This is a genomic window from Sodalinema sp., from assembly GCF_046483825.1.
GTDB lineage: Bacteria > Cyanobacteriota > Cyanobacteriia > Cyanobacteriales > Geitlerinemataceae > Sodalinema.
In genome coordinates, this window is the sequence record NZ_JAWOCL010000278.1 from 1 (window position 1) to 7325 (window position 7325).

7 protein-coding genes are annotated in these 7325 nt (G+C 50.4%); 6 read left to right on the forward strand and 1 reads right to left on the reverse strand.

The features are described from left to right. Positions 1-121 precede the first annotated feature (121 nt). From R6U67_RS17655 to R6U67_RS17680, 6 genes are all read left to right on the forward strand, one after another. Positions 122-709: a sterol desaturase family protein gene (locus tag R6U67_RS17655; RefSeq protein ID WP_410253765.1), complete on the forward strand. Its 588-nt coding sequence runs from the start codon at positions 122-124 to the stop codon at positions 707-709. Between the two features lie 297 nt (positions 710-1006). After that, positions 1007-1189 carry a CsbD family protein gene (locus tag R6U67_RS17660; protein WP_410253766.1) on the forward strand — a complete coding sequence of 61 codons (183 nt, stop codon included), beginning with the start codon at positions 1007-1009 and terminating at the stop codon, positions 1187-1189. Positions 1190-1356: 167 nt separating this feature from the next. Further along, positions 1357-1836 carry a CsbD family protein gene (locus R6U67_RS17665; protein ID WP_410253767.1) on the forward strand — a complete coding sequence of 160 codons (480 nt, stop codon included), beginning with the start codon at positions 1357-1359 and terminating at the stop codon, positions 1834-1836. A 122-nt stretch (positions 1837-1958) separates the two neighbouring features. After that, positions 1959-2108, forward strand: coding sequence for a lmo0937 family membrane protein (locus R6U67_RS17670; RefSeq protein ID WP_410253768.1), 150 nt, complete (start codon positions 1959-1961; stop codon positions 2106-2108). A gap of 21 nt (positions 2109-2129) precedes the next feature. Then, complete coding sequence (locus R6U67_RS17675; protein WP_410253769.1) at positions 2130-2399, forward strand: GlsB/YeaQ/YmgE family stress response membrane protein; 270 nt, start codon at positions 2130-2132, stop codon at positions 2397-2399. 677 nt (positions 2400-3076) lie between these two features. Then, entirely contained in the window at positions 3077-5662 is a 2586-nt protein-coding gene (locus R6U67_RS17680) for a DUF3536 domain-containing protein (protein ID WP_410253770.1), read from the forward strand. A gap of 65 nt (positions 5663-5727) precedes the next feature. On the opposite strand, the gene R6U67_RS17685 is transcribed toward R6U67_RS17680, so the two are convergent. Continuing rightward, the gene (locus tag R6U67_RS17685) at positions 5728-7026 is read right to left on the reverse strand and encodes a dihydrolipoamide acetyltransferase family protein (RefSeq protein ID WP_410253772.1); all 1299 of its coding nucleotides are present in this window, start codon (positions 7024-7026) and stop codon (positions 5728-5730) included. Between the last annotated feature and the right edge of the window lie 299 nt (positions 7027-7325).

Here is a 7325-nt window from a genome sequence, read left to right on the forward strand (position 1 = left end):
CTTTTTAGTATCAGGGATAACCTATTGGCTCTTTTATTCCCCTTTTAGTCAGTCTGCGAGCAAGCCTAGAGTGCATCAGTCGCCCACCAGGACGGCTATTTGGCATGATATTAAGCTTTCGATGCTTTCATCTGCGGTGTTTGCTCTAGCGGCGGCGTTGATTCTTTCAGTCTATACGGCGGGGGGTACTAAACTCTACACCGACCCCCGAGAGTATGGGCTGTGGTATCTAGGGGTCAGCTATGGCATCAGTCTGCTTCTGCAAGATACCTACTTTTATTTCACCCATCGTCTATTTCACCACCCTAAGCTTTTTTCCTGGCTCCACCAAGGACATCATCGCTCCCGTTACCCCACTCCCTGGACGTCGTTTGCCTTTGATCCATTAGAGGCTGTTGTGCAGGCACTATTCTTAGTCGGCCTTGTCTTTCTTCTGCCGCTGCATTTCATCACAATGATTGCGGTGTTAGCGACGATGACCATGTGGGCGGTGCTCAATCATTTGGGTCCAGATCGCCTACCCAGCCTATTCCCACACCATTGGCTCGGGCGGTGGCTAATTGGCCCAGCTCACCACTCGATTCATCATCTTAAATATACGGTTCATTACGGACTCTATTTTACGTTTTGGGATTGTCTGCTCGGTAGCGAAGATCCTGGGTACAGGCAGAGTATCAAAAATTCACCCTCCCCCGATTCACAAGGTTAATGGGATAGGGTGGGTCTTCAGGATATACGGTGTGATTTGTTGCGTTTGATACAAAATTGTAGAGGAACCCACCCCTAGCCCCTCCCAGGAGGGGATTTTTCGTCCCGAAAGCAACTGATTCTTGTCTGTGGGGCAGTGGCCATGGACGTATTGTATCAAATTATGTACTTGTTCATCACCTCAATCAAGTCACTCATGAAATAAAACATCTACTGATTATTGTTGTTATATAGGTAAGAGACGCCAACTCGGTTCATTCTAGCCTAGATAAACGTTAAGGAGAGTATCACCATCACCATGGGTATTAAAGATCGTGCGAAAGCCACGGCTAAAGATGTTGAGGGTAACATTGAAGAAGCTGTTGGGGATTTAACTGGCAACAACGAAGCTAAAGCTAAAGGTAAATCCAAACAAGCTGAAGCTAAGATCCGCCACTCTGTAGAAGATGGTAAGGAGGGAGTCAAAAAAACAATTGATTAGTCCATGTGATTAGTCCATGGATTTGTGTGTAGCTGAATCTTGATTTTGTGATGTAGATGATGTGATTGAGGATAAGATGTCCAAGCATCTTATCCTCTTATTTGTACTCCCAAATAAGCTACTAAATAAAATTTTGATGTCAATGAAATGTATTTTTAGAGGAAAAAATGATGTCATTTCGACAAGCTAAGAAATTTTTAGTGATTGTGATTTCAACCCTAATGCTGGTTGCCACTATTGTGTTTAACTTTGGAACGACAAGTGCCTGGGCTGCAACCTTGCCAGCACCGTTCACCAGCCAGTTTATTGCTATGAACCGAGCTGAGGCGATGACGAAGAATCTAGAAGGTCAGGCTCAAGAAGCCCTTGGCAATGTTACCGGTGATCCTAGGGATCAAATGATGGGCAAGGCTAAGCAAGTTGAAAGCCAGATGCATAATGCGGCTGAGGACCTGAAAGATGAGATACAGCTCAGCAACAGAGCTAAAGCAGTGGCGAAGAATGTTGAAGGTAAAATTCAGGAAACGGTTGGTAATGTGACGGGCAGTCGTAAAGACCAAATGATGGGCAGACTGAAGCAGACTGAGGGCAGTCATCGAAACATGATCGAAAATGTCAAAGATGGCATTGGTGATTTATTCAACTAACACTTAACTTACACTCAAAATCCAGAATTTTCTATCCCAAAGATGATTCTGGATAATCCGAATACCTATCGTTGACCATTTTTGAATTTCCGTTGTTCTGTACCCAAGTTTGAGGAAGAAATATGTTGAATATTATCTGGTTTGTGGTTGTGATTCTCATTGTCTTATGGGCATTGGGGTTTGCTGTCAATATCGGCGGAGGCTTAGTTCATGTGCTTCTGGTTCTAGCGTTGATTGGTGTTGTTTATAACCTGGTTATTGGGCGTCGCTAAAAAGATAAAAAATAAAGTTGTATGACTATCATTTCTTGGATTATTTTGGGGCTGCTAGCAGGTGCGATCGCGAAAACCATTGTTCCTGGTTATCAAGGCGGAAACTGGTTGGCTACGATGCTACTGGGTATCATCGGGTCTTTTATTGGTGGCACGTTGCACTTGTTTATTGAGACAGGAACCCTGGAACTAACCGCATCAGATTTAAGTGTTATGGGTGTGTTTGTTGCAGTTCTCGGGGCAATTGTTGCGATTTACCTCTATGGAACGATGTCCCGTAGACGCTTGTAAGTCATCGAAATTCAGGATAGACATTTAAAGACGTTGTCTGCACTTCTCTACGGAGAACTGTGTGGACAACGTTTTTAGTTTAAGGAAACCAAATCTGTTTAAGAAATAGTCACGATTCGGGGGGAAGAGGGAGGAGAGAAGCCGACTCCCTGAACAGATGACGAATATCCTGACGTAGACGAGTATTGGCGTTGAGTCGGTGCGATCGCAGCTTGAGTGAGATCATTCGAGAGTCTGCGAGATTTGAGGCATCAAAGGCTTGATATTTTTGATGATATGTGATAAAGGGCGGGAGAGGTGGGGAAAGCCGTAGCCGCTTTGCCTCTGACCTGACGTTGCTAGGTCTGATGGCCCCAAGAGGGGATGCCGGGAGGTTTGGGTCTGCGGTCAATTATGAAGGGTTAAGAGTTGATCCCCATTTGTTAACAGGCGATCGCGTGAAAAATCTCAGGATTTTTATCCCCATAAATGCAATGTTTCGTAACAAAAATTGTAGTAACGTCACCGAAAAATATTGAATTTCATTGCTAAAATGACCATACACTTTGACGAGCCTCAGAACGTCTCAGGCGATCGCCCAATGAGGTGCAGTCTTGCTAGAACTTCTTATAACCGGCATTCGTTTGCCAGCCAATACTGAACCTTACACTGACGCTTTATTGCCGTCCTCACTCCCTATGACGTTTACCTCTAACCCCATTTCTAAAGATTCCTTGAACATTAACCTAGATCGCCCTAACGCGGCACTGCGCCAGGATACAGGGGTGTTTATCACCGTTCATGGACATTACTATCAACCCCCTCGGGAAAATCCCTACCTCGATGCGATCGAACGACAACCGAGTGCAAGTCCGTTCCATGACTGGAACGAACGCATCCATGCTGAATGCTATCGCCCCAATGCCTTTGCTAGAATCTTGAACGATCGCGGCGAAGTGGTCGAAATTGTCAACAATTACGAATATCTCAGCTTCAACATCGGGCCAACCCTGATGAATTGGATCGAACGCCATGATCCCGAAGTCTATGAACGGATTATTGACGGCGATCGCCGCAGTTGTGAACGTCTTGCGGGTCATGGCAATGCGATCGCCCAAGTCTACAACCACATCATCCTGCCCCTGGCCAACAAGCGGGACAAACGCACCCAAATCCGCTGGGGCAAAGCTGACTTCAAAAAACACTTCGGCCGCGATCCCGAGGGGATGTGGCTGGCGGAGACGGCGATCGACTATCCCACCGTCGAAGCCCTCATCCAAGAAGGTATCCAATTTGTCGTCCTCGCCCCATCCCAAGTACAACGCTGTCGCCCCCTAGCCAGCGAAGACAACCCCGACCCAATCTGGTACGAAGTCGGCGGTGGACAAGTCGATCCCAGTCGTCCCTACCGCTGCTATCTCAAAGATGACGCTGGCCGTCCTGACTCAGACCGTCCCTATCTCGATGTCTTCTTCTATGACGGTCCCATCTCGCGGGATATGGGGTTCAATGACGTTCTCGAAAGTGCCTACAACTTTGCTGGCCGCCTCGAAATTGCCATTCATGGGGACCATCGCCCCGCTCAAATTATCTCCGTGGCCACCGACGGCGAAACCTTTGGCCACCACAAACGGGATAAAGAAAAATGTATCGCCTACTGTGTCACCCAAGAATTTCCCAATCGAGGCTGGACGGTGACCAACTTTGCCCATTATCGCCATGTCAATCCCCCCACTTGGGAATGTGAACTCAAACCCGTCACCGCCTGGAGTTGTTCCCACGGCGTCGATCGCTGGCAAGATGACTGTGGCTGTGGCGGCGGTGGGGGAACCCAGCAGCAATGGCGGCGACCTCTACGGGATGCCCTCGACTGGGTTCGCGATCGCCTCGAAGGAGTCTATAACCGCGAAGGTGGGCGTTTACTGCGCGATCCCTGGATAGCACGGGATGAATATATCCAAATTTTGGGCGATCGCAGTCGCGAGAATGTGGCCGAGTTCCTACGTCGCCATCAAGTCCGGGAACTGACCGCCAGCGAGCAAATTGACGCGCTGCGACTGCTGGAAATGCAGCGTCACACCCTGTTGATGTACACCAGTTGCGGTTGGTTCTTCGAGGAACTCTCGCGCCCCGAGGGAACGCAAATTCTCCGCTATGCCGCCCGGGCCATTGAACTGGCCGGACAAGTCACCGGACAGGACATTGAACCGGAGTTCATCGCGCAACTGGCTCAAGCGCCCTCCAATGTGCCGTTTTTCAGTGATGGGGCCGCCGTCTATCGCCATAACGTCAAAACCAACCAAGTCAGCATTGAACAGATCGCGGCTCATTATGCCATCAGTTCTCTGTTTAAGACCTATCAACCCGAACATCGCGTCTATTGCTACCAAGCGCGACAACTCGACTATCAACTGCAACGGTTAGGAACCCTGACTTTGGCTGTGGGCCAAGCCGAGTTTAGTTCCGAAATTACTTGGGAATCCGTCCATCTCACCTTTGCGGTCTTACATTTGGGAGGCCTCGACTTCCATTGCTGTATTCAGCCCTTTTCCGGTCGTCTGGAATACCGCAAAATGAAAGAATCCCTATTTGCTGCCCTAGAGTCCGCCAGTGCGGCTCAGACGATTCTGGCCATGAACCGTCACTTTGATGGACAAACCTTTGGCCTCTCGGATCTGTTTGCTGAAGAAGAAGAGCGGATTATTCACCAATTAGAGCGGCAAACCCTGCAACGACTCGATCGCCTCTATGGACAAGTTTACCGAGACAATTATGGGGTTCTCAAAGCCCTTCAGCGCAATCATCTAACGGTTCCCCGAGAACTCCAGGTGGCCGCTGAGATTGCCCTGAATCGACGCTGTTTAGAGGCGGTTCGCGGGTTGGTGCAACAACTCAATACCTTGGCTGAACAGCCGACGAAGAAAGACTATTGGATGGAACTGACGGCGATCGCCATCGAAGCCCAAACCATGAACTGTCACCTCAAGGTGCCTGAGGCGAAACAGTCCTTGGAACAGCTCATTTGGCGATCGCTGTGGCATTTGTTGCACACCAGCGACGATGAGTTGGGCGACCTGACTCGGGATGAGCGCGTCACCCAAATTACCAATTTGGTCCAGATTGGTGACACCCTAAAATTGGGACTGGCCCTCGATCGCGTCCAAGAACTCTATTACGACTGGCTCAAAGAGGCGATCGCCCAGAATAACCTGCAATCAGGCGATCGTGATCTCCTGCAACTCGGCCAAGTTCTCCATGTTGATACTCACATTTGGCTGAGTTAGGGACGCTCTCAGGTGGGTGGGCTGATTTGGCCCACCCACCCCATGAACAATTGCAGCGTTAGAGATTAAAGCGTCAGAGATTGAGGATTAGTTTCAATCAATTGAGCCAAATCCTTCAGGAACGCTGCGGCATCAGCCCCATAAATGATTCGGTGATCGCAGCTAATGTTCACTTGCATCTGACGTTTAACGCCCATTAAGCCATCATCCGTGGCCACCACCTGGGGACGAGACGCGCCAATGGCCAAAATTGAACCCTGTCCTGGGGGCAGAATGGCATCAAAGCGATCGACCCCAAACATTCCTAAATTCGACAGCGTAAACGTACCACTGTTGTACTCATCCGGTTGCAGTTGCTTACTGCGCGATCGCGCCACCAGGTCCTTCCAGCGACGAGACAGGGAATAAATATCCACTTGGTCCGCATTTTGCAGAACCGGCGTAATCAAGCCCCCATCGGGCATCGCCACCGCCACAGACACATTAATACTGCTGTTATAGCGCACCCCTTGCTCCGTGTAACTGGCATAGAGTCGGGGGTGTTTCATTAGGGTGACCGCCACAGCTTTCGCCAACAGGCCCGTCATCGTCACCCCTTTTGACTTGATTTGTTTATAAAGACGATCAAGGGCATCCGTGGTGATGGTATAGCCAACTCGGAACACCGGAACCGACAAACTGGCGTTCATATTCCGCACCACCGCCCCTTCCAGGGTATTGAAGGGAACCACCTGGCCAGGGGTAATCGCCGGGGCAGGACTTGGGGCAGGAGCCGTTGTGGCCGCCGTCATGGGAACGGGGGCAGCAGCTGGGGCAGCGGGCATCACTGGGGTCACGGTCGGGGCAGACACGGGCTGTCCTGCGGCTTGTTGCACATCCTCGGCGACAATCCGACCGTAGGGACCACTCCCTTGTAGGTTGCTTAATTCAACGTTGAGTTCTTTAGCCAGTTTCCGGGCGCGGGGAGAGGCCACGGTGCGACCACTGGAGCGACCACCAGAACCGTTTTGACTTGTCGCCGCCGCAACGGGTGCAGGTTCTGGCGTAGCCGGGGTGGCGGCCGGGGCTGGGGAGGCGGAGGAACTCTGTTGTTGTGCTTGTTTCTGAACTTCGGGAATGTCCGCTTCTGTCTCGGCTAGTAGGGCAATGGTGCTACCGACTGGGGCAACTTCGCCATCGCCGACGAGAATGGCGGCTAAGTAACCGTCATAAAAGGATTCAACATCCATATCGGCTTTGTCGGATTCAACGACAACAACCGTTTCGCCTTTGTCCACCTTGTCGCCGGTGGCTTTCGTCCAGGAGACGATTTTGCCTTCGGTCATGGTGGAACTGAGGGCAGGCATGAAAATTTCGTGGCTCATAGGGGGCGTACCGCGCTCTACACTCGACAAACTATAGTCTGCAAATATCCAAAGATACCATATTCGGGAGGGGGCAAGAGGCAAGCGGCAACAGGCAAGAGGCTAGCAAGAGGAGGTAGGATGCGTTGCGGCATCAGTAGGGGGTTTGACCTAGGCCCATTGCTTCAAACTTGCCCGAACGCATCTAGCAAGAGGAGGTAGGATGCGTTCCGGCATCAGTAGGGGGTTTGACCTAGGCCCATTGCTTCAAACTTGCCCGAACGCATCTAGCAATAGGAGGTAGGATGCGTTCCGGCATC

What these genes read in the sequence shown, in the direction of transcription:
- R6U67_RS17655 (WP_410253765.1), top strand. Translation starts at nt 122, where the DNA reads ATGCTTTCATCTGCGGTGTTTGCTCTAGCGGCGGCGTTGATTCTTTCA.
- R6U67_RS17685 (WP_410253772.1), bottom strand. Translation starts at nt 7,026, where the DNA reads ATGAGCCACGAAATTTTCATGCCTGCCCTCAGTTCCACCATGACCGAA.
- R6U67_RS17675 (WP_410253769.1), top strand. Translation starts at nt 2,130, where the DNA reads ATGACTATCATTTCTTGGATTATTTTGGGGCTGCTAGCAGGTGCGATC.
- R6U67_RS17680 (WP_410253770.1), top strand. Translation starts at nt 3,077, where the DNA reads ATGACGTTTACCTCTAACCCCATTTCTAAAGATTCCTTGAACATTAAC.
- R6U67_RS17665 (WP_410253767.1), top strand. Translation starts at nt 1,357, where the DNA reads ATGATGTCATTTCGACAAGCTAAGAAATTTTTAGTGATTGTGATTTCA.
- R6U67_RS17660 (WP_410253766.1), top strand. Translation starts at nt 1,007, where the DNA reads ATGGGTATTAAAGATCGTGCGAAAGCCACGGCTAAAGATGTTGAGGGT.
- R6U67_RS17670 (WP_410253768.1), top strand. Translation starts at nt 1,959, where the DNA reads ATGTTGAATATTATCTGGTTTGTGGTTGTGATTCTCATTGTCTTATGG.